At 66.5% G+C, this 22,685-nt stretch carries 25 protein-coding genes; 18 read left to right on the top strand and 7 right to left on the bottom strand.

The features are described from left to right. Nucleotides 1–10: 10 nt before the first annotated feature. From VK98_RS10550 to gltX, 11 genes are all read left to right on the top strand, one after another. Nucleotides 11–526 carry a GNAT family N-acetyltransferase gene (locus VK98_RS10550; RefSeq protein WP_048413982.1) on the top strand — a complete coding sequence of 172 codons (516 nt, stop codon included), beginning with the start codon at nucleotides 11–13 and terminating at the stop codon, nucleotides 524–526. Next, entirely contained in the window at nucleotides 523–792 is a 270-nt protein-coding gene (gene fliQ, locus VK98_RS10545; protein ID WP_019099986.1) for a flagellar biosynthesis protein FliQ, read from the top strand. The genes VK98_RS10550 and fliQ overlap by 4 nt, the downstream gene beginning before the upstream one ends. Continuing rightward, nucleotides 792–1,568, top strand: coding sequence for a flagellar biosynthetic protein FliR (gene fliR / locus VK98_RS10540; RefSeq protein ID WP_048413981.1), 777 nt, complete (start codon nucleotides 792–794; stop codon nucleotides 1,566–1,568). The genes fliQ and fliR overlap by 1 nt, the downstream gene beginning before the upstream one ends. A 97-nt stretch (nucleotides 1,569–1,665) precedes the next feature. Then, nucleotides 1,666–2,391 (top strand): YebC/PmpR family DNA-binding transcriptional regulator, encoded by a 726-nt coding sequence (locus VK98_RS10535; protein WP_048413980.1) that lies wholly within the window; start codon nucleotides 1,666–1,668, stop codon nucleotides 2,389–2,391. A gap of 294 nt (nucleotides 2,392–2,685) precedes the next feature. Next, nucleotides 2,686–3,576, top strand: coding sequence for a ribokinase (locus VK98_RS10530; RefSeq protein WP_048413979.1), 891 nt, complete (start codon nucleotides 2,686–2,688; stop codon nucleotides 3,574–3,576). Beyond that, on the top strand, nucleotides 3,573–3,971 hold the full coding sequence (rbsD, locus tag VK98_RS10525) for a D-ribose pyranase (RefSeq protein WP_048413978.1): 399 nt from the start codon (nucleotides 3,573–3,575) through the stop codon (nucleotides 3,969–3,971). The genes VK98_RS10530 and rbsD overlap by 4 nt, the downstream gene beginning before the upstream one ends. Nucleotides 3,972–3,982: 11 nt before the next feature. Further along, nucleotides 3,983–5,485 carry a sugar ABC transporter ATP-binding protein gene (locus VK98_RS10520; protein ID WP_048413977.1) on the top strand — a complete coding sequence of 501 codons (1,503 nt, stop codon included), beginning with the start codon at nucleotides 3,983–3,985 and terminating at the stop codon, nucleotides 5,483–5,485. A 62-nt stretch (nucleotides 5,486–5,547) separates the two neighbouring features. Next, entirely contained in the window at nucleotides 5,548–6,486 is a 939-nt protein-coding gene (locus VK98_RS10515; RefSeq protein ID WP_048413976.1) for an ABC transporter permease, read from the top strand. Nucleotides 6,487–6,628: 142 nt separating this feature from the next. Next, nucleotides 6,629–7,567, top strand: coding sequence for a ribose ABC transporter substrate-binding protein RbsB (gene rbsB / locus VK98_RS10510; RefSeq protein WP_048413975.1), 939 nt, complete (start codon nucleotides 6,629–6,631; stop codon nucleotides 7,565–7,567). Nucleotides 7,568–7,706: 139 nt separating this feature from the next. Further along, nucleotides 7,707–8,738, top strand: a complete 1,032-nt coding sequence (locus VK98_RS10505) for a LacI family DNA-binding transcriptional regulator (protein WP_231589247.1) — start codon at nucleotides 7,707–7,709, stop codon at nucleotides 8,736–8,738. A gap of 119 nt (nucleotides 8,739–8,857) precedes the next feature. Beyond that, nucleotides 8,858–10,243 (top strand): glutamate--tRNA ligase, encoded by a 1,386-nt coding sequence (gene gltX, locus VK98_RS10500; protein ID WP_048413973.1) that lies wholly within the window; start codon nucleotides 8,858–8,860, stop codon nucleotides 10,241–10,243. Nucleotides 10,244–10,528: 285 nt separating this feature from the next. On the opposite strand, the gene VK98_RS10495 is transcribed toward gltX, so the two are convergent. From VK98_RS10495 to VK98_RS10485, 3 genes are all read right to left on the bottom strand, one after another. Beyond that, nucleotides 10,529–11,323: a TenA family transcriptional regulator gene (locus tag VK98_RS10495; protein WP_048413972.1), complete on the bottom strand. Its 795-nt coding sequence runs from the start codon at nucleotides 11,321–11,323 to the stop codon at nucleotides 10,529–10,531. Nucleotides 11,324–11,419: 96 nt separating this feature from the next. Further along, nucleotides 11,420–13,843, bottom strand: coding sequence for a bifunctional diguanylate cyclase/phosphodiesterase (locus VK98_RS10490; RefSeq protein WP_048413971.1), 2,424 nt, complete (start codon nucleotides 13,841–13,843; stop codon nucleotides 11,420–11,422). Nucleotides 13,844–14,235: 392 nt separating this feature from the next. Then, on the bottom strand, nucleotides 14,236–14,745 hold the full coding sequence (locus VK98_RS10485) for a winged helix DNA-binding protein (protein WP_048413970.1): 510 nt from the start codon (nucleotides 14,743–14,745) through the stop codon (nucleotides 14,236–14,238). A 153-nt stretch (nucleotides 14,746–14,898) separates the two neighbouring features. Between VK98_RS10485 and pxpB the strand changes: the two genes are divergently transcribed. The 7 genes from pxpB (at nucleotide 14,899) to pcp (ending at nucleotide 20,629) form a co-directional block, all read left to right on the top strand. Further along, the gene (gene pxpB, locus VK98_RS10480) at nucleotides 14,899–15,561 is read left to right on the top strand and encodes a 5-oxoprolinase subunit PxpB (protein ID WP_048414030.1); all 663 of its coding nucleotides are present in this window, start codon (nucleotides 14,899–14,901) and stop codon (nucleotides 15,559–15,561) included. Beyond that, nucleotides 15,554–16,486, top strand: a complete 933-nt coding sequence (locus VK98_RS10475) for a biotin-dependent carboxyltransferase family protein (RefSeq protein WP_048413969.1) — start codon at nucleotides 15,554–15,556, stop codon at nucleotides 16,484–16,486. The genes pxpB and VK98_RS10475 overlap by 8 nt, the downstream gene beginning before the upstream one ends. Then, nucleotides 16,471–17,208, top strand: coding sequence for a 5-oxoprolinase subunit PxpA (gene pxpA / locus VK98_RS10470; RefSeq protein WP_048413968.1), 738 nt, complete (start codon nucleotides 16,471–16,473; stop codon nucleotides 17,206–17,208). Before VK98_RS10475 ends, pxpA begins: the two co-directional genes overlap by 16 nt. A 63-nt stretch (nucleotides 17,209–17,271) precedes the next feature. Beyond that, complete coding sequence (locus tag VK98_RS10465) at nucleotides 17,272–17,985, top strand: DUF969 domain-containing protein (protein WP_048413967.1); 714 nt, start codon at nucleotides 17,272–17,274, stop codon at nucleotides 17,983–17,985. Beyond that, on the top strand, nucleotides 17,982–18,968 hold the full coding sequence (locus VK98_RS10460; protein ID WP_048413966.1) for a DUF979 domain-containing protein: 987 nt from the start codon (nucleotides 17,982–17,984) through the stop codon (nucleotides 18,966–18,968). The genes VK98_RS10465 and VK98_RS10460 overlap by 4 nt, the downstream gene beginning before the upstream one ends. Before the next feature lie 9 nt (nucleotides 18,969–18,977). Continuing rightward, the gene (locus VK98_RS10455) at nucleotides 18,978–19,988 is read left to right on the top strand and encodes a DUF2891 domain-containing protein (RefSeq protein WP_048413965.1); all 1,011 of its coding nucleotides are present in this window, start codon (nucleotides 18,978–18,980) and stop codon (nucleotides 19,986–19,988) included. Further along, entirely contained in the window at nucleotides 19,985–20,629 is a 645-nt protein-coding gene (gene pcp, locus VK98_RS10450) for a pyroglutamyl-peptidase I (RefSeq protein WP_048413964.1), read from the top strand. The genes VK98_RS10455 and pcp overlap by 4 nt, the downstream gene beginning before the upstream one ends. 7 nt (nucleotides 20,630–20,636) lie before the next feature. Here the strand turns inward: pcp and crcB are convergent, their stop codons facing one another. From crcB to VK98_RS10430, 4 genes are all read right to left on the bottom strand, one after another. Further along, complete coding sequence (gene crcB, locus VK98_RS10445) at nucleotides 20,637–21,026, bottom strand: fluoride efflux transporter CrcB (protein ID WP_048413963.1); 390 nt, start codon at nucleotides 21,024–21,026, stop codon at nucleotides 20,637–20,639. A gap of 69 nt (nucleotides 21,027–21,095) precedes the next feature. Continuing rightward, nucleotides 21,096–21,458, bottom strand: coding sequence for a roadblock/LC7 domain-containing protein (locus tag VK98_RS10440; RefSeq protein ID WP_048410238.1), 363 nt, complete (start codon nucleotides 21,456–21,458; stop codon nucleotides 21,096–21,098). Between the two features lie 48 nt (nucleotides 21,459–21,506). Beyond that, on the bottom strand, nucleotides 21,507–22,139 hold the full coding sequence (locus tag VK98_RS10435) for a hypothetical protein (protein WP_048413962.1): 633 nt from the start codon (nucleotides 22,137–22,139) through the stop codon (nucleotides 21,507–21,509). Next, a complete protein-coding gene (locus VK98_RS10430) occupies nucleotides 22,136–22,684 on the bottom strand; it encodes an ATP/GTP-binding protein (protein WP_048413961.1) in 549 nt (182 codons plus the stop codon). The genes VK98_RS10435 and VK98_RS10430 overlap by 4 nt, the downstream gene beginning before the upstream one ends. Nucleotide 22,685: the final 1 nt, after the last annotated feature.

The raw sequence follows: 22,685 nt of genomic DNA, 5'->3' as shown, positions 1-22,685 counted from the left end.
GGGCGAATTTATGTTATTGCAGCCATTATGCGCCGCCGATTTGCCGGCCTGCCACGCGGTGTTTCTCGACAGCGTCTGGGCATTGGCTGGCGCCTTGTATAGCGAGCGGCAATGCGAGGCCTGGGCGCCGCGAGGGCCGTGGACTGCAGAGCTGGCGCAAGGCTGGGGGGCGCGTCTGGCGAGATCGTGGGGTTGCGGTTGGCAGGCGGACGACGGTCGATTGGCGGGCTTCGCCTGGTTATGCCATGACGGCGAATTCGACATGCTGTTTGTCGCGCCCTGGGCGCAACGCCGCGGCGGAGGCGGCCGGATGCTGGCGGAGCTGGAGGCTCAGGCGAGCGCCGCCGGAGTGGTTGCGCTGCATGCGTGGGCCAGCGCTGCGTCCCGTCCGGTATTCGAGCGGGCCGGCTATCGGGTGTTGCGACCCAATCGCGTGCTCCGCCAGGGGGTGACGCTGGATAATTATTTGTTGAGCAAAGGCGGTTGGCAAGAGCCGGCGGCGGTGGGCGATCGGGAGGGGAAATGAGTCCGGAGCTGATCATCAATATCGTGCAGAACGCGCTGTACATCCTGATCATCGTCGCGGCGCCGGTGTTGTTGGTGTCGCTGCTGGTGGGGCTGCTGGTCAGCGTGCTGCAGGCGGCGACCCAGATCAACGAAATGACGCTGACCTTCATTCCCAAGCTGCTGGCGATGTTCCTGGTGCTGGTGCTGGCCGGGCCGTGGATGCTGAACACGCTGATCGAGTACACCACGCGGCTGTTCCAGAGCATTCCGCACGTGATCGGCTGATGCTGAGCATTTCCGACGCGCAGATCAACGCGCTGGTGGCCATGTTCGTCTGGCCGTTCGCGCGCATCGTCGGCCTGCTGCTGGTGGAGCCGGTGTTCGCCTATCGCGGCGTGCCGCGCCGCTTCAAGGCCGGCTTCGCGCTGATCCTCACCGTGATGCTGGCGCCCTTGCTGCCGCCGCTGCCGGTGGTGCCGCTGGTGTCGGCGGAGGGCATCGCCATCCTGCTGCAACAGCTGCTGATCGGCCTGGCGATGGGCTTTGTCATGCGCATCGTGATTTCCGCGGTGGAAGTGGCGGGCTTCATCATGGGCTCGCAAACCGGCCTGGGTTTCGCCATGTTCTTCGACCCGATGCACTCGGCCCAGGTGCCGGTGGTGTCGCAGCTGCTGACCTTGTTCACCTTCCTGCTGTTCCTGGCCTTCGACGGCCACCAAGTGGTGTTGTCCACGCTGGTGGAAAGCTATCGGGTGCTGCCGATAGGCATGAGCATGCCGGACCAGGGCATCAAGGCGCTGGCCTTGTGGGGCGGCCATCTGATCGAGTGGGGCGTCTGGCTGGCGATGCCGGTGATCGCGGCCCTGCTGATCACCAACCTGGCGATCGGGGTGATGACCCGCGCCGCGCCGCAGTTCAACATCTTCACCTTCGGTTTTCCGCTGACCCTGATGATAGGTTTCATCAGCATCTACCTGACCTTGCCGATGATGGTGCCGGTGCTGGAGCAGATGTACCAGGCCGGTTTCGAGATGATGCTGGCCATGCTCAAGGCCAAGTAGGCGGCCGCCATTCCTGTCCAGATTCAAGTTCTGCTAAAATAAGCGCCAATTTTGACTGAAAGGTCCGCAGTGGACCGGACAACAGACAGAGGCAACTATGGCAGGTCACAGTAAATGGGCTAACATCCAGCACCGCAAGGGTCGTCAGGATGCCAAACGTGGCAAGATCTTTACCCGCTTGATCAAGGAAATCACCGTTGCGGCCAAGATGGGCGGCGGGGACACCAATATGAACCCGCGCCTGCGGCTGGCGGTGGACAAGGCCAAGGCCGAGTCCATGCCCAAGGACAATATCGAGAACGCGATCAAGCGCGGCACCGGCCAGCTGGACGGCGTCGATTACGTCGAATGCCGCTACGAGGGCTACGGCATCGGCGGCGCGGCGGTGATGGTGGACTGTCTGACCGACAACAAGACCCGCACCGTGGCCGATGTGCGCCACGCCTTCTCCAAATACGGCGGCAATATGGGCACCGACGGCTGCGTGGCCTTCCAGTTCAGCCATTGCGGCTATCTGGTGTTCGCGCCGGGCGTGGACGAGGACGCCTTGATGGAGGCCGCGCTGGAAAGCGGCGCCGAGGACGTGGTCGCCAACGACGACGGCTCCATCGAAGTGATCACCGGGCCGTATGAATTCTCCGACGTCAAGGACGCGCTGGAAGCCAAGGGCTTCAAGGCGGAGATGGGCGAAGTGACGATGAAGCCGCAGAACGAGACCGAGTTGTCCGGCGACGACGCCGCGCGCATGCAAAAGCTGCTGGACGCGCTGGAAGACCTGGACGACGTGCAGGACGTCTACACCTCCGCGGTGCTGGACGAGTGAGATCGTAAACGACTTCCATGCGCCGCCGCGGCGGCTGGAAAACAAAAGCTCCCCTAGGGGAGCTTTTTTGCGTTTGGGCGACGCGGCGGGTCGTGTAGTTGCTTCGCTACATCGAAGCGCGTCCGGCGTCAAGCGCCGCCGGCGGGTCGGGCGCGGATTGTTGCATTTGCCGACAGATTGAGTTTATCGCTTCCGGCGCGGGGGCGGCTCTGCTATAAAGCGTCAGCTGATTACGTTTTAGCAATTGACGCCGCCGCGCGGGCCGCGGCGTCGCGTGATAACGATGAGGAAATTATGACCCGGGTCCTGGTAGTGGGCAGTGTCAATATGGATCTGGTGGTGGAGGCGGAGCGCTATCCACGGCTGGGTGAAACCTTGTTTGGCAAGCGCTTTGCGTCCTATCCGGGCGGCAAGGGCGCCAACCAGGCGGTGGCCGCCGCGCGGCTGGGCGCGCAAGTGAGCTTGCTGGGCTGCGTGGGCCGCGACATGTTCGGCTCCCAGCTCAAGGACACGCTGCGGGCCGAGGGCGTGGACATCGGCCGCCTGCGCGAGGCGGACGTGGCCACCGGCCTGGCGACGATCACCCTGGCCGAGGGCGACAACGCCATCGTGGTGGTGCCAGGCGCCAATGAGGAGCTGTTGCCGCAGCATCTGGACGAGGACGAGCAGGCCTTCCGCGACGCCGACGTGGTGCTGGCGCAGATGGAGGTGCCGCTGGCCACGGTGGAGCGCGCGGCCGAGCTGGCGCAGCGCCACGGCAAGCCTTTCCTGCTGAATCCGGCGCCGGCCCGCCCCTTGCCGTCCAGCCTGCTGCAACGGACCGCCTTGCTGACGCCGAACGAACATGAACTGGCGCAGGCGCTGGACGAGGGCGGCGGCGACTGGCAGGCGCTGATGCGCAAACTGCCGGGACGAGTGGCGATGACGCGCGGCAAGGACGGCGCTTATTTCTGCCGGCCCGACGGCAGCCTGCATCACCAGGCCGGCTTCGCCGTGTCCGCGGTGGACACCACCGGCGCCGGCGACACCTTCAACGGCGCGCTGGCCGCGTTCTGGCCGCAGGGCGTCGAGGCGGCGATGGCGCTGGCCTGCGCCGCGGCCGCGCTGTCGGTGACCCGAGCGGGCGCGCAAAGCGGCATGCCGACGCTGGCGGCCTTGCAAACCATGTTGAAGGAGCGGGCATGAAGCGGCTGGGGCATCTGAACCGCGACATCGCGCGGGTGTTGGCCGGCATGGGCCACACCGACAGCCTGGTGATCGCCGATTGCGGCTTGCCGATCCCGCCCGGGGTCGAGTGCATAGACCTGAGCCTGCGCCTGGGCGTGCCGGAGTTTCCCAGCGTGCTGGATTCCATCCTGGCGGACTTCAAGGCGGAGCGGGCCTTGTTCGCCGCCGAATGCCTGCAGCACAGTCCGGCGGTGGAAGTGCTGGCCAAGGATATGGCCGCGCACGGCGTGGCGGTGGACTATGTGCCGCACGAGGAGTTCAAGCGCCGCTGCCGCGAGGCCAAGGCGGTGATCCGCACCGGCGAATGCACGCCCTACGCCAATGTGATCCTGTATTCCGGCGTGATCTTTTGAAGGAGCGGGCGATGAAGGTAAGCATGCGCGGCATCAGCAAGGCCTTTGGTCCGGTCAAGGTGCTGGAGACGGTGGATTTCACCACGACGGGCGGCGAAGTGCATGCCCTGATGGGCGAGAACGGCGCGGGCAAATCAACCTTGATGAAGATTCTGTCCGGCGTCCACCAGGCAGACGCCGGGGAAATCCTGCTCGACGACCAGCCGGCGACGATACGCTCCACCCGCGACGCCGAGGCGCACGGCATCGCCATCATTCACCAGGAACTGAACCTGATTCCGCAGCTGTCGGTGATGGAGAACCTGTTTCTGGGGCGCGAGCGCGAGCACAGCCGCTTCGGCGTGATCAAGCGCGCCGGCATGCGGCGCGAAGCGAGCCAGATCTTGCAGCAGCTGGGCGCCGGCCAGATCGACCCCGAGCAGGAGGCAGGCCAGCTGTCCATCGGCCAGCAGCAGATGGTGGAAATCGCCAAGGCGATGTCCTTGAACGCCAAGGTGCTGATCATGGACGAGCCGACCGCTGCCCTGACCGAGCGCGAGATCGAGGCGCTGTTCGTCTTCATGGAGCGGCTCAAGCAGCGCGGCGTGGCGATTGTCTACGTGTCGCACCGGATGGAGGAGATTTTCCGCGTCTGCGACAAGATCAGCGTGCTGCGCGACGGCCGTTTCGTCGGCGAGCGCCAGATCGCCGCCACCGATTTCGACGAGGTGGTGAGGCTGATGGTGGGCCGCGAGATCGGCGACCGTTTTCCCAAGCGCGCGTCCGCGCCCGGCGCGGTGAGATTGGAAGTGGAGCGTCTGGCCGACGACGGCCGCATCCGGGACATCGGCTTCGACGTCCGCGCCGGCGAGGTGCTGGGCGTGGCCGGCTTGATGGGCGCCGGCCGCAGCGAGATTCTCAATGTGTTGTTCGGCGTCCGGCCTCGTCGGCAGGGGCGGGTGCGGCTGGACGGGGCTGAGCTGGACGTCCGCCGGCCCGGCGACGCCATCGCCGCCGGCATCGCCTACGTCACCGAAGACCGCAAGAGCCAGGGCCTGGTGCTGGGCATGTCGGTGCGCGAGAACGCCACCCTGGTGCATCTGCGCCGCCACGCGCGGCTGGGCGTGGTGAATCATCGCTCCGAGAACGAAGAGGCGCGGCGGCTGATCGAGCAATTGCGCATCCGCACCCGCGACGCCGAGCTGGACGTCAAATCCTTGTCCGGCGGCAACCAACAGAAGGTGGTGTTCGCCAAGTGGCTGGCGGAGCCACCCAAGCTGCTGCTGCTGGACGAGCCGACGCGCGGCGTCGACGTGGGCGGCAAGGCCGAGATCTACCACATCATCAATCAACTGGCCGCCGCCGGCGTGGCCATCGTCATGGTGTCGTCGGAGTTGCCGGAAGTGATGGCGATGAGCGACCGCATTCTGGTGATACACGAGGGCCGCCGGGCCGGGCTGTTCGAAGCCGCTTCGGCGACACAGGAAGACATCATGGCCGCGGCGGCCGGCGCCGCCGAGACGGCGGCGCGCTGACAGGCCCCGCCGTGAATCAGGAACCGCCCGCCTGGGCGCAAGCAAGGGAAACGACAAGCAAGATGACCCCGCAACACAAAGCTACGCTGCAAAAACTCGGGCCTTTCATCGCCCTGCTGGCGATCTGCGCCGGCCTGTCGGTGATGAGCGCCGACTTCCTGACCATGGGCAATCTGCTCAATGTGATGCGTCAGGTGTCGATCAACGCCTTGATCGCCTTCGGCATGACCCTGGTCATCCTGCTGGGCGGCATCGACCTGTCGGTGGGCTCCATCCTGGCGCTGTCGTCGGTGCTGACCGCGATGCTGCTGCAGGCCGGCGTCGATCCCATGCTGGCCACGCTGCTGGGCATCCTGTCCGGCGCGCTGATGGGCTGCTGCAACGGTCTGGTGATCAGCAAGGGCAAGGTGGCGCCCTTCATCGCCACGCTGGCGTCGATGACCATTCTGCGCGGCCTGTCGCTGGTGGCGTCCAACGGCAGCCCGATCACCGGTTTCGGCAGCGATGCCTTCTCCATGCTGGGCGGCGGCTATGTGGCCGGCGTGGTGCCGGTGCCGGTGGTGTGGATGCTGCTGATGTTCGCCGGCTTCTGGTTCATGCTGAAGAAGACCGTGTTCGGCCGCCATGTCTACGCCACCGGCGGCAACGAGGAGTCCGCGCGCCTGTCCGGCGTCCGGGTGGATCAGGTCAAGATCTGGGTCTACACCCTGTCCGGCGCGCTGTCGGCGATGGCCGGCGTGGTGCTGACCTCGCGGCTGAATTCGGCGCAGCCCACCGCCGGCGCCGGCTACGAGCTGGACGCCATCGCCGCGGTGGTGCTGGGCGGCACCAGTTTGACCGGCGGCCGCGGCTGGATCGTCGGCACGCTGATCGGCGCCTTGTTGATCGGGGTGTTGAACAACGGCCTTAATCTGCTGGGCGTATCTTCGTTCTATCAGCAGGTGATCAAGGGCGTGGTGATTCTGCTGGCGGTGCTGTTGGACCGCAGCGGCAAGAAGTAAGCAGGTTTTCACGATCTCGCGAAGCAGATCGTGAGCAGGTTCAGAGCGCGGCCCGCCGACGGCGGGACAACAGCGCGAGCGACCACAACACTAGGGGAGTTTCAATATGCAGCGCTTTCATCACACTAGGGGGAGTTCCGGTATGCAACGCTTAATCAAGCCTTTGGTTTTCAGTGTCATCGCGGCCAGTCTGATCGCCTGCACCAAACAGGGTCCGGCCGACGGAGCGTCGGCCGGCGCCAGCGCGCCGGCAGCGGCCGGCCAGCAGCCGGTGGTGGGCCTGGCGGTGTCCACGCTGAACAATCCGTTCTTTGTGTCGCTGCGCAAGGGCGCCGAGGACGAAGCCGCCAAGGCGGGCGTCCGTCTGATTACCGTGGACGCCCAGGACGATTCCGCCAAGCAGCAGGCCAGCGTGGAGGATCTGATCCAGAAAAAGGTGAACGTGATCCTGATCAACCCCACCGATTCCTCGGCCGTGGCCAATGTGGTGAAAGAGGCGGTGGGCAAGGGCATCAAGGTGGTGTCGCTGGACCGCAGCGTCAACGGCGCCGAGGTCAGCGCCCACATCGCCTCCGACAATGTGGCCGGCGGCAAGATGGCGGCCGAGTTCCTGTTGGCCAAGTTGGGCGGCAAGGGCCGACTGGTGGAGCTGGAGGGCATTCCCGGCTCTTCCGCCGCCCGCGAACGCGGCCAGGGTTTCCACGCGGTGACGGACGGCAAGGCCGAGGTCAAGGTGGTGGCCAAGCAGCCGGCCGATTTCGACCGCGCCAAGGGCCTGTCGGTGATGGAGAACATCCTGCAGGGCAATAAGGACGTGCAGGGCGTGTTCGCCCACAACGACGAGATGGCGCTGGGCGCGCTGAAGGCGATACAGGCCGCCGGCCTGAAGAACGTCGCGGTGGTGGGCTTCGACGCCACCGCCGACGCGGTGGCCTCGGTCAAGGCCGGCGGCCTGGCCGCCACCGTGCAGCAGCAGCCGGAGCTGATCGGCCAGTACGGCGTGCAGACCGCCAAGAAGCTGATCGACGGCCAGCAGGTGGAGAAATTCATCCCGGTGCCTTTGAATCTGGTCAAGCAGTAAGCCTGGGAGGCCGCCGTCGCTCTGGCGACGCCGGCCCGCTTGAGGTAAGGTGGCCAGCAATCGGCGGCCCCGTCCCGCGCTTGCGCAGGCCGGGGCTGTTTTGCAATCGAGTTTCGAGCGGCCGGCACGGCGCCGCCGCATGAGGAATAGGCTGTCGATGAGCGGCTACAAGCGTTTGACCATAGACGACATCGCCGAACTGGCCGGCGTGTCGCGCACCACCGCCAGCATGGTGCTCAACGGCCATGCCGAGCGTTACCGCATTTCCCGGGCCACGGTGGAACGCGTGGAGAAGGTGGCGCGAGAACAGCATTTCAACCCGTCGCAGTCGGCGCGCTCCTTGCGCTCGCGGCGCAGCAATTCGGTGGGGCTGGTGATTCCGGACCTGACCAACTCCGCGCACGCGGCGCTGGCCCAGGCGATGGAAGAGCTGTGCCGGCAGCGCGATTACCAGATGCTGCTGGTGACCAGCGACGAGGATCCGCGGCGCGAGGCCGAGGTGATGGCCCATCTGGCGGCGCGGCAGGTGGACGCAATGATCGTGGTGCCGTGCACACACGAGGCCAAGCCCTATCAGAAATGGGTGCGCAGGCTGCCGCTGGTCTTCGTCGACCGCCGGGTGGACGGCAGCGGCATTCCGTCGGTGGTGACCGACGGCTGCGCCAGCGTGGAGCGCTTGGTGGGCGACGCGCTGGAGCAGGGCGTGTCCGAAGTGGTGTTCTTCGGCGGCCAGGCCGAGCTGTCGCCCAGCCGCGATCGCCTGCAAGGCTATCGCCAGGCGCTGGCGCGTCACGGGGTGGAGGAAAAGCCGGGCTGGGTCTGCCATCGCGATTACCTGCGCCGCTCCGGCTTCGAGCTGATGCAGCAATGGCGGCAACAGCATCAACGGCTGCCGCAGGCGCTGTTCACCGCCTCGGTGTCGCTGCTGGAGGGCGCGCTGGCCTTCCTCAATCAGCACTGCGGCCTGGCCAACGCGCCGCTGCGCCTGCTGACCTTCGACGATCACTCCTTGCTGGACTGCCTGCCGCTGCGCGTCGACGCCATCGTGCAGGACAGCCGCGAAATGGCGGCGCGCAGCCTGGATCTGGCGCTGGCCTTGCTGGAAGGGCAGACCCTGGCCGAGCCGGAGTCGCTGGTGCCGGCCAGCCTGCACCGGCGCTGGCCGGATTAGGGCCTGTCAGCCCAGGCTTCCTCCCGGCTGAAAAACAAAGGCCAACAGACCCTGGGGTTTGCTGCCGCTTCGCCAGCCGGCGTACAATAGCCGTTTTACGTTTTCGAGCCTGAGTCACCATGATCCGTACCCGTTTCGCTCCCAGCCCCACCGGTTATCTGCATATCGGCGGCGTGCGCACCGCGCTGTTTTCCTGGGCTTACGCCCGCAAGAACAAGGGCGTGTTCGTGCTTCGCATCGAAGACACCGATCTGGAGCGTTCGACGCCGGAATCGGTGAAGGCGATTCTGGACGGCATGCACTGGGTGGGCCTGGACTACGACGAAGGTCCGTTTTATCAGACTCATCGCTTCGACCGCTACAAGGACGTGATCCAGCAACTGCTGGCCTCCGGCCACGCCTATCTGTGCTATTGCAGCAAGGACGAGCTGGAAACCATGCGCGCCGAGCAGGAAGCGCGCGGCGAGAAGCCGCGCTACGACCGCCGCTGGCGCCCGGAAGCCGGCAAGACCCTGCCGGCGATCCCGGCGGACGTGACCCCGGTGGTGCGTTTCAAGACGCCGCTGGACGGCGTGGTGGCCTGGGACGACGCGGTCAAGGGCCGCATCGAGATCGCCAACCAGGAGCTGGACGATCTGATCATCGCCCGTCCGGACGGCAGCCCGACCTATAACTTCTGCGTGGTGGTGGACGATTGGGACATGCAGATCACCCACGTGATTCGCGGCGACGACCACGTCAACAACACGCCGCGCCAGATCAATATCCTGAAGGCGCTGAACGCGCCGCTGCCGGTGTACGGCCATCTGCCGATGATCCTCAACGAGGACGGCCAGAAGATGTCCAAGCGCCGCGACGCGGTCAGCGTGGTGGACTACGCCGACAAGGGCATTCTGCCGGAGGCGCTGCTCAACTACCTGGCGCGCCTGGGCTGGGGACACGGCGACGACGAGTTCTTCAGCATGGAGCAGTTCGTCGAGTGGTTCAGCCTGGAGGCGGTGAGCGCGTCCGCCAGCCGCTTCAACCATGAAAAATTCATGTGGCTGAACGCCCAGCACATCAAGACCGCCGACAACGGCCGTCTGGCCGAGCTGATCGCGCCGCGTCTGGCCGCCGCCGGCGTCGAGCTGGCCGGCGGGCCGGCCATCGAAGAGGTGATCGCCCTGGTCAAGGAGCGGGTGCAGGACTTGAACGCGCTGGCGCTGGAAGTGGATTATTTCTACCGCAAGCGCGAAGCCGCCGCGGCCGACGTGGACAAGCATCTGTCCGACGACAGCGTGGCGCGCATGGGCCGTTTCGCCGACAAGCTGGCGGCGCTGGACGCCTGGTCCGCGGAAGCCATCCACGAACTGTTCAAGCCTTTCTGCGCGGAAGAGGGCATCAAGATGGGCCAACTGGGCATGCCGCTGCGCGTGCTGGTGTGCGGCACCACCCAGACTCCGTCGGTGGACGCGGTGCTGGCCCTGATCGGCAAGGATGAAGTGCTGCGCCGCCTGCGCGGCTGAGCGCCGCTTCAAGCGCGCGTCCTCGGCCGCAACGCCTTGCCTCGCTTTTGCTGGCGAGGCTTTGGGCCGGCGCTGAGCCGGCCCGAGGACTTAAGGCAAAGCGCCCCGCAAGTTTTGGTTTGCGGGGCGCTTTGTTTTGCGGCGGGCGGCGAGCCCGTTCATTGCTTGTCGCGCAAGGGCTGGGCGCGGCGGCCAGGCTTGCGGGAGGCTTGCGTGTTGCGCGCGCTCCGCTTTTTCCGCCGCAAAGCCCTGTCCCGTCCCGGCTCGTCAGGCCGGGAACCGCCCTCAGGCCAGCGCCGGCTCCGCGCTGACGCGCGCGCAAGCCTCAGGCGTGGGCTGGCTCATATAATGATCCAGCAGCAAGCGCATATAGCGGTGGCTCTGGCAGATCGCGTGACGCAACTCGGCCACTTGCCGCGCGCTTGGGTCTTCGCCCACCAGGGTGACGATGATTTCCAGCGCCTCCCACGGGTGTTCGTCGTCGTAATGCGCGTGCAGCGCCAGCCACTTCATCGCCTTGGCGCGCTTTTCCTTGGGGAATTGCCGGGCGTAGTCCTCCTTGGAGCAGACGGCGGCGCACCATTCTCCGGTGGCGCCTTCGATCGCGTAATTGGTGGCCGCCATCGCCACCTCCAGCGACTCGCGCTCGCAGACCTGATGGCACCAGTGGCTGAGGCTCAGCGTCTCCAGCGCCTGAGGGTTGCGCAGCAGGCTGTCGGCGTCCACGCCGGACGCGGCCGCCCATTGCACCCAGTGGTCGGCGTGGTTCTGCTCCACCCGGATGTTGCGGATCAGGTAGCGGCGCGCCATATCGTGGCCGCGGTGCTGGCCGTAGCGCACTTTCAACAGGTTTTTGGCCATGTATTGCGGAAACTGTTCGATCACCGGCCAGCCGCCGCGCAGAAAAGCCTGATGGATGGCGGCGGGCAGCACGCCGTCGCGCATCTGCCGGAACAACTCGTGCTCCACCACTTGGCGTTTGAAGGCGTCGCAGTGGCGCACCAGTTCCCGTGTCCATTCCGGATAACTGTGGAGGTCCATCAGCGGGCCGCTCCTGACAAAACCGATCTCTTTACTCATCGTGTCCCCTTTCCTTAGAAGCAAAGCCGGGCCAAGCCGGCCAGACGCGGCGGCCTGCCGGCCGCCCTGATCCGGCCTGACGACCAGGCCGGTAGCCTATTGCTGCCGCATTCGGCGGTCGCCGCGCGCATGGCGGAAGCCGAAGGGCTCCGGCCGGCTCAGGTGAAAGCCCTGGGCGTAGTCCACGCCCAGCTTGCGCAGTTCGGCCACGATCTCGGGCGTGTCGACGAATTCGGCGATGGTGCGCTTGCCGGTGACGTGGCCGATGTGGTTGATCATTTCCACCATGGCGTGGTCTATCGGGTCCGTCGCCATCTCGCGGACGAAGCTGCCGTCGATTTTCAGGAAATCCACCGGCAAGTGTTTCAGGTAGGCGAAGGAGGACATGCCGGTGCCGAAGTCGTCCAGCGAGAACAGACAGCCGATCCGGCGCAGTTCGTGGATCAGCCGCTGCGCGGCCTCCAGGTTGGCGATGGCGTTGGTCTCGGTGATTTCGAAGCAGATCAGCTCCGGCGGCACGCCGCTGCGCTGGAACTGCTGCTGCACGAAGGCGAGGAAGCCGTCGTCGCACAAGGTGGAACCGGACAGATTGATCGCGCAGTGCCGGATGTCCTGATTACCGGCGCGGCGCAGCAGCGCCAGCTCCTGGAACACCTTCTCCACCACGATGCGGTCGATTTCCGTCATCAGTCCGTAGCGCTCCGCGATCGGCACGAACAAGCCCGGAGGCACCTGGCTGCCGTCGTCGGCGTTGAGGCGCAGCAAGACCTCGACATAGCGGCCGCGTTCAGGGTGGGCGGCCAGAGGGACGATGTCCTGGGCGTACAGGGTGAAGCTGTCGTCGCGCAGCGCCTGGCGCAGCCGCTGCACCCAGTCCATCTCGTGGAAGCGCGCCGACACTTCTGAATTGTGCGGGATGTGCAATTGGATGCGATTGCGGCCTTTTTCCTTGGCCATATAGCAGGCGATGTCGGCGGAACGCATCACCTCGGCCAGCGAGGTGTCGGCGTCGGACACGCAGACCAGGCCGATGCTGGCGCTGATGGAGAAGTGGTTGCCCTCCCATTGGAAGCTGCATTCCATGATGGCCTGGCGCAGATTGTTGGCCTTGGCGATGGCGGATTCGACCGAGCTGTTGCCGAGCAGCACGCCGAATTCGTCGCCGCCCAGCCGCGCCAGCGTGTCCGAGGCGCGCAGGCGCCGCGCCACCGAGCGGCTGATCTGGCACAGCAGTTCGTCGCCGGCGGCGTGGCCGTAGGTGTCGTTGATCAGCTTGAACTGGTCCAGGTCGATGAACATCAGCGCCAGCGACGTCTCGGCCTGGCCCAGCTGCTTGATCGCCTTGATGGCGCGGGTTTCGAACTCCCGGCGGTTGACCAGGCCGGTCAGCGCGTCGTGGCTGGCCTGCCAGGACAGCTCGTTGATGTATTGCTGTTCCGCGGTGTTGTCGTGCAGCACCAGCACGATGCCGTACTGCTCGCCGTGGCGGTCGCGTATCGGCGCGGCCACCAGGCTGACCTGCAGCGGAATCGCGTTGTGGCGCAGCATGTTCAGCTTGGGATAGGTGCGGCGGCTGTCGTCCTGGCGGCACAGTTCGGCGAAGCTCAGCGCGCAGTCGGTTTCCTGGCCCTGTTTGATCAGGCTGAGCAGTTCGTCGAAGTGCAGGCCCAGGCTTTCCGTTTCCAGATGGCTCAGCAGGTGCTTGGCGCTGTGGTTCAGATAAATCACCGCGCCCTGCATGTTCAGGGTGATCACCGCGTCGCCTATCGATTGCAGCGTGATCTCGGCGCGCTGCTGTTCCGCCTGCAAGGCGGCCTTGTAATTGTCCGAGGCCTGGATCAGCCGGCGGATCTGCAAAATGGTCAGCAGCACCAGCAGCATCCCGGCGATCAGGTTGGCGCTCCACACCGCCTGGCTCACCTCGCGGGAGGCGTTGCCCAGCACGCGGGAAAAGCCCTGGGCCGGCGCCTTCACCGCCTCGTTGATCTCGGCGATCTGCGAGGTGAGGGCGGTCTTCTCGGCCTGGCTCAGCGAGCCGTCGGCGTACCCCTGGCGCAACTGCTCGCCTATGGTCTGAATTTCCTGCAGGTAGTAATCGCCGATTTTCCAGTAGCGAATGGCCTCGGCCAGATAGCTGACGCGGTGGAACCACAGATAGGCGCGGATGATGTTTTCAATGTCGTCGGGGTGGTTGCCACCGTCCAGAAAGCCTTGGCGCGCGGTGTCCAGGTCCGGCGGCTTGCGGTCCAGCGCCAGCCGGGCCCGGTGGTCGCCCAGCTGGATGGAGATCGCCAGCCGGTAGCGTTGGAAATCGTGGTCGGAGCCGGTCTGGGCGTAGCGGGTCAGGTGGTAGATGGAGTCCTTCTGCGCTTTCGACCACAAGCCTTCGCCCGCCACGTAAGCGCGGGCGGTGGACACCACGTAGAGGCTGAACGCGCTTAGCGCCACCTGCATGACGACAATGAGCAGGAAGGGCAGCACGACAAAGAGCAACTGTCGGTTGGCGGTATTCGACCTCATGGCGGTTCCGGCTGATGAATATGGTAACTATGCGGCTAATGGTCCCCATCAAGCGCCGTCGACGACATCGCCGGCCTGTGCGTCGGGCCGGCGTCGCGGTTGATTCCGGAGCCTGCCTGTCGCGGCGCGCCCGCCGACGGGCGGAAGTTCACCGGTCTATGTGCTGGTGTATGGCGTTTTTATCATCCCATTCGAAATTATTCAATGTTTTTGACAACTATATCGAATGTTTATTTTAGATGGGAAGGTTTGATAATAAATGAATAGCCTAATTTCCCTGGACTTGCCGTTGGCGTGACGGCGCCGCGGGGAGGGCTGCGCGCGTTTGCGGGCGGCCGCGTCGCGTCTTGTCGACGCGCAGCGGGCATGGAAGCGCCGCTTTGAACAGGCTCTTACATCGAGGCGGCGTCGCGCGAGGCCTGATCGTAGAGGCCGGCCAGCATGCGCAGCAGTTGGGCGTTGTCGCCGATGTCGGCCTGCTGGCCGCCGTTGTCGATCAGCGCGTTGATCAGGCATTGCTCGCGCACGTCGCGGTAGCGCTGGCACAGTTCGACGCCGGCGGGGGTGGTGGCGAACAAGGCCTCCTTGCCCACCTTTTCGCTGCCGACATAGCCCATCTTCACCAGCTTCTTCAAGGCGTAGGACACCACGTGGGTGTCTTCGATGTTCAGCACGAAACAGATGTCCGCCAGTTTCTTGCTGCGGCCGCGGTGGTTGACGTGATGCAGCAGCGACACCTCCATCGCGGTCATGTCGGTTTCTCCCGCGGCCGCCATGCAGCGGATCATCCAACGGTTGAAAGCGTTGTTGGCCACGATCAGGCCGAATTCGAACTCGGACAATTCGGCGCAACGCTCGGAAACCAGGTGCGAGGAGGAGACGATGTTGCGTTGAGAGCTCATGGGAGGGCCTGGAGACGGGGTGGCTGGCCGGCCAGTATAGCAAAACGTCATTTGCGCTGGACATCGCCAACAAATGCAAATAATTTATATATGTTTTATCTGCAAAATAATAACCGAGCGCCGCGAGGCGGACGGCTGCAAAGGGAGGATGGCTTGGCATCGAACTCAACGCGCTATTACCTGCTGGGCGAGCGCGCCGCCGTGCTGGAGAGCGTCAGGCCGGCCGATCTGGCGTGCCAGCGCCGCATCTGGTGGCTGGCGCAGACGCTGACGGGCGCGGCCGGGCTGATCGACGTGGTGCCCGGCATGAACAACCTCACCTTGATCTTCGATCCGGACGCCGACGACGGCGAGGCTTGGCTGGAGCGCCTGCGCCGCGGCTGGACGCAGGCGGAGGAGGCCGAGCCGCGTGTGCGGCGGGTGGAGGTGCCGGTGCGCTACGGCGGCCGCCACGGGCCGGACCTGGCCGCGGTGGCGGCGCACGCCGGCCTGAGCGAAGAGGCCGTCGTCGCCGCGCATGCCTCGGTCGACTACGTGGTGTATTTCCTCGGTTTTCAGCCCGGCTTCGCCTATCTGGGCGGCCTGCCGGAACGTCTGGCCACGCCGCGGCGCGCCGAGCCCAGGCTGGCGGTGCCGGCCGGCTCGGTGGGCATAGGCGGCGCTCAGACCGGCATTTATCCGGCGGTCAGCCCCGGCGGCTGGCAGATCATCGGCCGCACCGAACTGACGTTGTTCGATCCGCGCCGCGAGCAACCGTCCTTGCTGCTGCCTGGCGACAGCGTGCGCTTCGCGCCGCGGGAGAGCGGCGATGATTGAAATCACGCAGCCGGGCATTCAGAGCACGGTGCAGGACCTGGGCCGGCATGGCTTGCGCCACCTCGGCGTGGCGCAGTGCGGCGCGCTGGACGCGCCGGCGCTGATCATGGCCAACCGTTTGTTGGGCAATGCCGCGGACGCGGCCGGCATCGAAGTGGCTCTGGGGCCGTTTGGCGCGCGCTTTCTGCGCGATGGCTGGTTCGCGCTGATGGGCGCGGATTTCGGCGCGGAGCTGGACGGCGAGCCGGTGTGGAGCGGCTGGCGGTATCCGGCGCGCGCGGGCCAGCAATTGCTGCTGCGCGGCTGCCGCCACGGCATGCGCGCCTATCTCGCCCTGGCCGGCGGCATCGACGCGCCCCTGGTGCTGGGCGCGCGCGCCACCGATCTGCAAGCGGGCCTGGGCGGCTGGATGGGGCGGGCGCTGGAGGCCGGCGACCGCTTGCCGCTGGGGCCGGCGGCGCCGCTGTCCGGCCGGCTGGGCCGGCGCAATCTCGGCTGGTCGCCGCTGGTGCGCGCGCTGCCGGGGCCGGAGTGGCCGCAGTTCGCCCGGGCGGCGCGGCAGGCGTTCAGCGAGGGCGAGTGGACGGTGTCCGCGCAGAGCAACCGCATGGGCTACCGCTTGCAGGGCGAGGCGCTGACGCGCGAGGCCGCCGGCGATTTGCCTTCCCACGGGGTCTTGCCCGGCGTGGTGCAGGCGCCGCCGGGCGGCCAGCCCATCGTATTGCTGGCGGACGCGCAGGCGACCGGCGGTTATCCGCGCATCGCCTGCGTGATCGAGGCGGATTTGTGGAAGCTGGCTCAGGCGCGGCCGGGCGCCAAGCTGCGTTTCAAGATGGTGGACGCGCAACAGACAGCGGCGGCGCGCTTAAGCCTGCGCCGGCACTTGCAGGGACAGGATTGGAGCCAGACATGCAGATCGATTTGAACGCCGACATCGGCGAGGGCTGCGGCGACGACGCCGCGATCATGGATCAGGTCAGCTCGGTCAACATCGCCTGCGGCTGGCACGCGGGCGACGCCGAAACCATGTGGCGGGCGCTGCGGGACGCGATGCGGCGCGGAGTGGCGCCGGGCGCCCACCCCAGCTTTCCCGACCGCGAGCATTTCGGCCGCCGGTCGATGCCGCGCGCGCCGGAGCTGGTGTATCAGGACACTCTGTATCAGGTGGGCGCGCTGGCGGGCATGGCGCGCGCCGCCGGGACGCGGCTGCGCCATGTCAAGCCGCACGGCGCGCTGTACAACCAGGCGGCGCGCGATCCGGCGCTGGCCGACGCCGTTGCCCGCGCGGTGAGGGATTTCGATCCCGAACTGCGGCTGGTCGGCCTGGCCGGCGGCGAATCCGGCCGCGCCGCGCGGCGTCACGGTCTGCAAGCGATAGAAGAAGTGTTCGCCGATCGCGCCTATCTGGCCGACGGCAGCCTGGCGCCGCGCGGAACGCCGGGCGCGGTGATCGAAGACGCGGAGCAGGCTTTGCGCCAGACGCTGGATCTGGTGTTGCGCGGGCGCGTGGCTTGCCTGGACGGCGGCGAGCTGGAGATTCGCGCCGACAGCGTTTGCCTGCACGGAGACGGCGCGCACGCGCTGCAATTCGCGCGGCTGCTGCGCCGGCGCCTGGAACAGGAGGGCGTGAGCATCGTCGCCTTGTGAGTTTTACCCGGAAACGAGAGCCGCCCGCAGGCGGCCATTTCCATCATACAAAGGAGAAACTGCATGGATCTTGCATCCTATCTGCCCCTGGTGGGCATTCCCGTCGTGGTGGCGGGCTTCGCCTTGCGCTTCAATCCGCTGCTGGTGGTCACCGCCGCCGGCCTGGCGACCGGTTTGGCGGTCGGCATGGATGTGGGCGCGCTGCTGGAAACCTTCGGCGAGAAATTCCTCAATAGTCGCCAATTGGCCACCTTCATCCTGATTCTGCCGGTGATAGGCCTGCTGGAGCGCTACGGCCTGAAAGAACGCGCCCAGCAATGGATAGCCGGCATCCGGAGCGCCACCACCGCGCGCATTCTGATGCTGTACTTCGTGGTGCGCGAGCTGACCGCGGCGCTGGGCCTGATCAATCTGGGCGGCCATGCTCAAACCGTGCGCCCCTTGCTGGCGCCGATGGCCGAGGGCGCCGCCGCCAACCAGCTGGGTGAGTTGCCGCCGGTCTTGCGCGACCGCATTCGCGCCCATGCCGCCGCCTGCGACAATATCGCGGTGTTTTTCGGCGAGGACATCTTCATCGCCTTCGGCGCGGTGTTGTTGATGGACGCCTTCCTCAAGGAAAACGGCATCGCCAATATCGAACCGCTGCACATCGGCCTGTGGGCGATTCCCACCGCCGTCTGCGCGCTGATCATCCACATGGCGCGGCTGGCGCGGCTTGACGCCCGGCTGCAACGCGATGTCGCCGCCTGGCGCGCGCAACAGGAGGCTGCGGCATGAAGACGTGGTTCAGCATTCATGATGTTTATTATCTGATCGGCATCGTGGTGATGTTGCTGGTGGGCATGACGCTGCGCGACCGCGGCAACCCCAAGCGCTACACCACCGCGCTGTTCTGGTTTCTGTTCGGCGCCACCTTCTTGTTCGGCGACTTGATGACGGCGGCCCTGGGCAAGGCGATGGCTTATCGTCTGGTGGGGCTGATCGTGATCGCGCTCGCCCTGCTGGCCGGCGCCGGCCTGCTGGCTCCGGGCAGCTATGCCCAAAGCGGCGAGCAGCAGCGGCGGGACGCCGCCAGCCGCCTGGGCAACAAGATCTTCCTGCCCGCCTTGCTGATTCCGTTGTTGACCGTGGCCTGCACCTTGTCGCTGAAAGGCGTCGAGATCGGCGGCGGCGCCGTGCTGGATCAGAAGCATCTGACTCTGGCCGCCCTGGCGGTGGCCTGCGTCTGCGCGGTGCTGCTGGGCTGGAAGCTGACCGGCGGCACTCCGCTGCAGGCGGTGCGCGAATCGCGCCGCCTGGTGGACGCCATCGGCTGGGCCGCCATTCTGCCGCAGATGCTGGCGATGCTGGGCGGGGTGTTCGTCGCCGCCAAGACCGGACAGGCGGTGCAGGAAGCGGTCAGCCTGTTCGTCGACCCGGGCAATCGTTTTCTGCTGGTGGCGATCTACTGTATCGGCATGGCCTTGTTCACCATGATCATGGGCAACGCCTTCGCCGCTTTTCCGGTGATGACCGCCGGCATCGCGCTGCCTTTCCTGATCGTCGGCCAGCACGCCGACGCGGCGCCGCTGGTGGCGATAGGCATGTATTCCGGTTACTGCGGCACCTTGATGACGCCGATGGCGGCCAATTTCAACATCGTGCCGGCGGCCTTGCTGGAGCTAAAGGACCGATATCTGGTGATCAAGACCCAGATTCCCACCGCGCTGGCCTTGCTGGGCGTGAACATCCTGTTGATGTATTTCATCGTGTTCCGTTGAGGAGACAGCATGAATCCGCAACAAGCCTCCGCGCTGGCGGCGTTGCCGCTGGCCGGCCTGGTTCGGGAATACCCGAACCTGCTGAGCCATTTGTTGAACGGGCCGGACGACGCGCGCGCGCCGCGCGACTTGCATCCGGTGTTTTACGGCTGCTACGACTGGCACTCCGCCGTGCACGGCTTCTGGTTGCTGGCGCGGCTGGCTCGCCGTTTCCCGGCCTTGCCGCAGCAGCGCCAGATCGCCGATTTGTTCGCCAGCCATTTCTCGCCGCCGGCCCTCCAGGAAGAGGCGGATTATTTCGCCGCGCCGGGGCGCGCCAGCTTTGAGCGGCCCTATGGCTGGGCCTGGCTGCTGGCTTTGGCGCAAGAGCTGGAGGCCTGGGATCTGCCGCAAGCCGGGCACTGGCGCGCGGCGATGCGGCCCTTGCTGGACTTGATCCGCCAGCGCTGGCTGTCGTTTCTGCCTGCGCAGGATTATCCGATCCGCAGCGGCGGGCACGCCAATACCTCTTTCGCTCTGCTGTTGAGCCTGGACTACGCCCGCGCCGCCGGCGACGCCGAGCTGGCGCGGGCGCTGGAGACGGCGGCCCGGCGTTATTTCCTGAGCGATGCGGATTATCCGGCGCGGCTGGAGCCGAGCGGCGACGATTTCCTGTCGCCCTGCCTATGCCAGGCCTTGTTGCTAAGCCGGCTGTTGCCGGCGCGGGCGTTCAGGGATTGGCTGCGCGCCTTCTTGCCGGATTTGCCGCGGAGCGGCCTCTTGCTGAGTCCGGCCCGGGTCAGCGACGGCGCGGACCCCAAGATCGGCCACCTGATCGGGTTGAATCTGAGCCGCGCCTGGTGTTTGCGCCAGTTGACGACGGCCTTGCCGCCGGACGACGCTTGGCGGCCTCTGCTGGAGCAGGGCGCGCGGGCGCATCTGGACGCCGGCCTGCCGTATGTGGTCAGCGGTCATTACACCGGCGAGCATTGGCTGGGGACTTTCGCCTTGCTGGCCTTGGACGAGGGAGAGCGTGAATGAGCAAGATCGTGTTGTTGACGGGCTTCGAGCCGTTTGGCGGCGAGAGCGTGAATCCGTCGTGGGAGGCCGCGAGCCGGCTGGACGGCGAGTCTCTGGCGGGCGCGGTGGTGGCCGCGCGGCGGCTGCCCTGCGTGTTCGGCGAGGCCTTGCACGTTTTGCGCGGCGAGATGGCGGCGTTGCGGCCGGCGCTGATCGTGGCGGTGGGGCAGGCGGGAGGACGCCCCGAGCTGTCGCTGGAGCGGGTGGCGATCAATGTCGACGACGCTCGCATCGCGGACAACGCCGGCCGGCGGCCGATAGACCGTCCGGTGGTGCCGGGCGGGCCGGCCGCTTATTTCTCCACCTTGCCTATCAAGGCGCAGGCGGCGGCGCTGCGCGAAGCCGGCATTCCGGCGGCGGTGTCGCAAAGCGCCGGCACCTTTGTCTGCAATCATGTGTTCTACGGCCTGATGCACGCCTTGGCCGGCGCGCCGGCGCGCGGCGGCTTCATCCACATTCCCTATTTGCCGGAGCAGGCCGCCGCGCATCCCGGCGCGCCCAGCATGAGCCTGGAGACGATAGTCGCCGGTCTGCGGCTGGCGCTGGAGACGGCCCTGACGGCGACGACGGACATTGTCGAGACCGGCGGGGCCACGCATTAAACAGCGTTCAGCTCTTGAGCCAGCGCAGCCATTGCCAGCTGGCGATGCCGGCCAGCGTGGCCAGCAAAGAGCCGCAGACGTGGACGGCGACGGCGGTCAGCGCCGGCAGCAGCCGTTGCTGCTGCAGCAAGGCGACGACTTCGGCGGAAAAGGTGGAGAAGGTGGTCAGGCCGCCGCAGAAGCCGGTGATCACCAGCAGCCGCCACAGCGGCGACACGCCAGGCGCGCTGGCGAAGAAGGCGACGGCCAGGCCGATGATGTAGCCGCCGATCAGATTGGCGGCCAGGGTTCCCGGCGGCAGGCTGGGCCACAGGCTGTTCAGTTTGACGCCCAGCGCCCAGCGAAGCAGCGCGCCCAGCGCGGCGCCGACGGAGATGGCGAGTAGGGTTTTCCACATGGAGCGGGTCTTGCGCGTAAGCAAAACCGTATTGTGCCGGCCATGCGCCGCCAAGTATAGGCCGGCTTTCTAGAGGATTTCGGCGATGCTGCGCGCCGCGCGCTTGGCGTCCAGGAAAATCAGGCCCAGCTTGGCTTCGCGCCGCGCGATCACGGTCAGCACCGCGTCCGGGCTGGCGTGGCTCATCAGGATGTAGCCGTGCTCGCCCTTGACCATCACTTGTTCCAGGCCGCCGCGCGCCAGCTCGCGGGCGGTGCGTTCGCCCAGCGACAGCATCGCCGCCGCCATCGCACCAACGCGGTCTTCGTCCACTTCCTGCGGCAGCAGGGCCGCCATGGTCAGGCCGTCGGCGGAAATGATGGCGGATGCTTCAATGTCGGCGGACGCGCCGTTGAGGTCGCTCAGAATGGATTTGAGCATCTGTTCACGCATGGGGTTCTCCAGGTTTGTTCAATGCGCCGGCCGCCGCGCGGCCGGGGTTCAGGCGTAGCGGCGCACCAGCAGTTCCACCAGGCCGACGAAGGCTTCGCTTTGCAGCCGCGGCTCGCCGCCTATGATCAGCGCGAAGGCCTGCTGCGCCACGTGCAAGGGGTAAAAAGCCAGTTGGCTGCGGCCGGCCGGGTCCACCGCGGCCCAGGCGGCGCTGCCCAGGTTGAGGTGGTTTTTCAGCAGCAAATGGTGTCGGCGGCTCAAGGACATCAAGTCGCCGGCCAGCGCGGCGATTTCCTCGGCGGTTTCGTGGCGGAAGCCGGCGGTGGCGTAATACAGGCCGTTGTCGTCGGCCAGCAGCGCCTGGCCGCTGCCGGACAGCGCCGCCAGCAGCTCCGGCAACTGGCTTTCCAGGTTGCCGGCGGCGGCCGGCCGCGGCTCGGCGGTGCCGTGGACGAACTCCAGCCGCTGCAAGCGGTAAAGGGTGGCCAGCGCCTGTTCCAGCTCGTCGTCGCACCACTCGCTGAGCAAGGGCTCGCTGAGCGGCACCGCATGGCCCAGCCGCAGGATGTTGAGCAGCAGGCGGCGGGTCAGGTCGGCTTCCGCTCCGGCGACGGCGTAAAAGGCGCCGGCCGGGGTGGCCATCGGATAGAGCGGCCCGCTCAGGCGCAGTTCATCGTTCATTGCGGCTCTCCCAGGCCCGGGTCTATCGAGTACAGCAGCGCCAGCAGCAGCTGCTTGATGTCTTCGCGGCGACGGCAGTCCACTTCGAACACCGGCGCGCTGAGCCCGCGCGCGGCCAGCGCCTCGGCGTAGACGGCGGTGGCGGACAGCGGCGCGAGGTCGGTCTTGCTGACGCCCAGCGCCAGCGGCGCGCGGCGCAGCAGCGGTTCGAAGGCGCGCAGGAAGAAGCCCAGGTCCTGCAGCGGGTTGGCGCGGCTGTGGTCCAGCAGCAGGATCAGGCCGATGCTGCCGCGGCTGACGATGTCCCACATGAAGTCGAAGCGCTCCTGGCCGGGGGTGCCGTAGAGGTGGACCTTGGTGTCGGCGTCCAGGCGCAGCATGCCGTAGTCCAGCGCCACCGTGGTGTGGTCTTTGCGATGCAAGGTCATGTCGCTGGCCTTGGCGTCGGTGCGGATAGGCGCGATGTCGCTGATGGCGGCGATGGCGGTGGTTTTGCCTGCGCCCACCGGGCCGGCGAAGAGGATTTTGTTATCGGGGCTGCGCATG

Origin of the sequence: Chromobacterium sp. LK11 (assembly GCF_001043705.1) — a bacterium.
In the GTDB taxonomy this organism is placed as follows: Bacteria; Pseudomonadota; Gammaproteobacteria; order Burkholderiales; family Chromobacteriaceae; genus Chromobacterium; species Chromobacterium alkanivorans.
Note: the sequence above shows the minus strand (reverse complement) of the source record. Positions and strands in the feature narration are given on the sequence as shown.

Bases quoted from the DNA above. Each gene is read 5' to 3' on its own strand.
- VK98_RS10465 (WP_048413967.1), top strand. From the start codon at position 17,272: ATGGATCTTGCATCCTATCTGCCCCTGGTGGGCATTCCCGTCGTGGTG.
- VK98_RS10505 (WP_231589247.1), top strand. From the start codon at position 7,707: ATGAGGAATAGGCTGTCGATGAGCGGCTACAAGCGTTTGACCATAGAC.
- VK98_RS10530 (WP_048413979.1), top strand. From the start codon at position 2,686: ATGACCCGGGTCCTGGTAGTGGGCAGTGTCAATATGGATCTGGTGGTG.
- fliQ (WP_019099986.1), top strand. From the start codon at position 523: ATGAGTCCGGAGCTGATCATCAATATCGTGCAGAACGCGCTGTACATC.
- VK98_RS10435 (WP_048413962.1), bottom strand. From the start codon at position 22,139: ATGAACGATGAACTGCGCCTGAGCGGGCCGCTCTATCCGATGGCCACC.
- VK98_RS10455 (WP_048413965.1), top strand. From the start codon at position 18,978: ATGAATCCGCAACAAGCCTCCGCGCTGGCGGCGTTGCCGCTGGCCGGC.
- rbsB (WP_048413975.1), top strand. From the start codon at position 6,629: ATGCAACGCTTAATCAAGCCTTTGGTTTTCAGTGTCATCGCGGCCAGT.
- gltX (WP_048413973.1), top strand. From the start codon at position 8,858: ATGATCCGTACCCGTTTCGCTCCCAGCCCCACCGGTTATCTGCATATC.
- VK98_RS10535 (WP_048413980.1), top strand. From the start codon at position 1,666: ATGGCAGGTCACAGTAAATGGGCTAACATCCAGCACCGCAAGGGTCGT.
- VK98_RS10485 (WP_048413970.1), bottom strand. From the start codon at position 14,745: ATGAGCTCTCAACGCAACATCGTCTCCTCCTCGCACCTGGTTTCCGAG.
- fliR (WP_048413981.1), top strand. From the start codon at position 792: ATGCTGAGCATTTCCGACGCGCAGATCAACGCGCTGGTGGCCATGTTC.
- VK98_RS10430 (WP_048413961.1), bottom strand. From the start codon at position 22,684: ATGCGCAGCCCCGATAACAAAATCCTCTTCGCCGGCCCGGTGGGCGCA.
- VK98_RS10460 (WP_048413966.1), top strand. From the start codon at position 17,982: ATGAAGACGTGGTTCAGCATTCATGATGTTTATTATCTGATCGGCATC.
- VK98_RS10490 (WP_048413971.1), bottom strand. From the start codon at position 13,843: ATGAGGTCGAATACCGCCAACCGACAGTTGCTCTTTGTCGTGCTGCCC.
- rbsD (WP_048413978.1), top strand. From the start codon at position 3,573: ATGAAGCGGCTGGGGCATCTGAACCGCGACATCGCGCGGGTGTTGGCC.
- VK98_RS10475 (WP_048413969.1), top strand. From the start codon at position 15,554: ATGATTGAAATCACGCAGCCGGGCATTCAGAGCACGGTGCAGGACCTG.
- VK98_RS10495 (WP_048413972.1), bottom strand. From the start codon at position 11,323: ATGAGTAAAGAGATCGGTTTTGTCAGGAGCGGCCCGCTGATGGACCTC.
- VK98_RS10440 (WP_048410238.1), bottom strand. From the start codon at position 21,458: ATGCGTGAACAGATGCTCAAATCCATTCTGAGCGACCTCAACGGCGCG.
- VK98_RS10520 (WP_048413977.1), top strand. From the start codon at position 3,983: ATGAAGGTAAGCATGCGCGGCATCAGCAAGGCCTTTGGTCCGGTCAAG.
- VK98_RS10515 (WP_048413976.1), top strand. From the start codon at position 5,548: ATGACCCCGCAACACAAAGCTACGCTGCAAAAACTCGGGCCTTTCATC.
- pcp (WP_048413964.1), top strand. From the start codon at position 19,985: ATGAGCAAGATCGTGTTGTTGACGGGCTTCGAGCCGTTTGGCGGCGAG.
- pxpA (WP_048413968.1), top strand. From the start codon at position 16,471: ATGCAGATCGATTTGAACGCCGACATCGGCGAGGGCTGCGGCGACGAC.
- crcB (WP_048413963.1), bottom strand. From the start codon at position 21,026: ATGTGGAAAACCCTACTCGCCATCTCCGTCGGCGCCGCGCTGGGCGCG.
- VK98_RS10550 (WP_048413982.1), top strand. From the start codon at position 11: ATGTTATTGCAGCCATTATGCGCCGCCGATTTGCCGGCCTGCCACGCG.